Source organism: Oleiphilus sp. HI0066 (genome assembly GCF_001635725.1).
In genome coordinates this window covers 1-2,273 of sequence record NZ_LWFH01001461.1, presented here as the reverse complement: position 1 = coordinate 2,273, position 2,273 = coordinate 1, and the positions used below count along the sequence as shown (strand labels likewise).

The following is a 2,273-nucleotide window of genomic DNA, read 5'->3' as shown; positions in this document are numbered from 1 at the left end:
ACGCGAAAGCGTGTTTTTTCGTTTTATATCTAACGAATTTTTTGATCTGACTTAACGGATAACCTAACTTGCAGATAATTTTGTGATGAGCTTCGCATTAATAATGTAAACATGGCCATTATTGATAGGTTTGCATAAAAAGCGAACAGATGGTTGGACTTTGTTCGTGAACTGACTCCAACTGTGAATTTTTGTTAAGTAGGATTTTCGCTCCACTTTAAATCTAAAAATAAGGAAGGTTGGAGAGAACAATGACTTATCTTAAATCAGTAATAAACAAGCTTGCTAAAGCAGCAACTGTCGCTGCCGTAGCTTTCACTGTAGTAGGTTGTGTTGGTAATCCCTATGATGAGGATGTATCAGACCGTGGTGGACGTAACGACGTAATCAGTGTGGGTGACTCGATCTTTGACTTAAATGGTGTGATTCAAGAGACTCTTGAAGCAAACATGGGTCAAGAGTTCCGTGATTACACGCAATCAGGTGCTGAAATCACTGGCGGCCTGATCGCAACTTCAGTAACAAATCAATATCGTGATGCACGTGCAACAAATCCGAACATCAACGTTGTGTTGGCTGATGGTGGCGGTAACGACATCTTGATTCCTGCAACACTTCTTGACCCATACGGATGTCGTACTCAGTGGTACCGCTGGTGGCCATCAAATGCTTGCTACAACTTGTTGGAGGATACTGTTCTTCTTGGCATAGACCTAATGAATGAAATGGACGCTGATGGTGTTCAGGACATCGTTTGGTTGGGTTACTACAACCTTCCACGTGGCAATAGCAACCTTAACTCTATCTTGAATACAGGTGGCGATTGGTTGAACTACGCATGTGAAACAGCAACAACTGCAAGCTGCTCGTTCATCGATACGCGTGGCACTGTTCCAGCAAGCCAAGTTGAAGGTGATGACATTCACCCAACTCCAGCAGGTTCTGTAAACCTTGCAGGCCAAATCTGGCCAGTATTCAGCACTAAGCTATAAGCATTAGTGCCAATCTACACGGTGCAACGTCGTGTAGATTCGTTTTAGAAAAGCACGCCTCGGCGTGCTTTTTTGTTTCATCTTTAAGTTAAACCTAAGATCGTTTTCCTAGCTTAATTCGTTATTGACCGTCTACGTTTCGTAGCCGCTTATTTTCCATCAATGTGTTTTTTATTACGAATTTACCTTACTAGTACTGGCCGACATTGTTCATGATTTGGCCTGTCATGTTCATATTTTGACCTCTAATTGTTAGGTCTAAATTTCTTAGTTTATTAGTATGTTGCGCGCCATATGCGAGTATGGCGACATAATAAAAAGCTTGGAGAGAACAATGATAAATCTAAAAAAAGTTGTATCTAATGTAGTAAAAGCAACGGCAGCAACTGCTGTTGTATTAAGTGTTGTGGGTTGTACGGGTAGCCCATATGAAGAGCAAGTAAATGGTCGAAATGACGTGGTGACTTTAGGTGACTCTATTTTCGATTTGAATGGTGTAATTCAAGAAACGCTAGAGGCTAATGCCGGCACACAATTTCGTGACTACACGCAGTCAGGTGCTGAATTACAAGGTGGTAGCTTGGCGCCATCTGTGTATGAGCAATATGCCGCTGCAAACAGCTTCAATGGTGATATCAATACCATTCTTATGGATGGCGGCGGTAACGACATCTTGATCCCTGCTACACTTTTTGACCCTTACGGATGCCGCACGCAATGGTATCGTTGGAATCCTTCTCGTTCATGCAGAAACTTGATTGAAGATCAGCGTATTAACGCAGTGAACTTGTTGAATCAGATGGATGCAGATGGTGTTGCTAACGTTGTTTGGTTGGGTTACTACGAGCTTCCACGTGGCAATGCGAACTTAACGAAAGCTTTGAACATTGGTAACAATAAGCTTCGTAGCGCTTGTCAGAGTGATTCTGTAGCGAGCTGCCAGTTTGTTGATCCACGAGGCACTGTTCCAGCGAGCCAAGTTGAGAGTGATGACATTCACCCAACACCAGAAGGTTCAGTGAACCTTGCAGGACAAATTGAGCCAGTATTGTTCCCACTTCTATGATAAGAAGTTGAATCTGGCTTACGGCTAGATCGGTTTAATGTCGAAATAAAAAGCACGCCCTAGGCGTGCTTTTTTGTTTATGGCTCTAGTGTTTTAAAGGTGCCATCAAGCCAACCCTGAATTTCTGACATATACCATGGAGAGAATGGATTATCAGAAACGCCACCTGCTGTGCGGGTATGAAGTATTTGTTCACTCATGTCTGCCGCGATGCG

The 2,273-nt window shown here is 42.9% G+C and carries 2 protein-coding genes; both read left to right on the top strand.

The window, feature by feature from the left end; all coding sequences use genetic code 11:
* Window positions 1–251: 251 nt before the first annotated feature.
* Window positions 252–992 carry a hypothetical protein gene (locus A3738_RS22705; protein WP_068476177.1) on the top strand — a complete coding sequence of 247 codons (741 nt, stop codon included), beginning with the start codon at window positions 252–254 and terminating at the stop codon, window positions 990–992.
* A gap of 334 nt (window positions 993–1,326) precedes the next feature.
* Window positions 1,327–2,058 (top strand): SGNH/GDSL hydrolase family protein, encoded by a 732-nt coding sequence (locus tag A3738_RS22700; RefSeq protein ID WP_068476176.1) that lies wholly within the window; start codon window positions 1,327–1,329, stop codon window positions 2,056–2,058.
* Window positions 2,059–2,273: the final 215 nt, after the last annotated feature.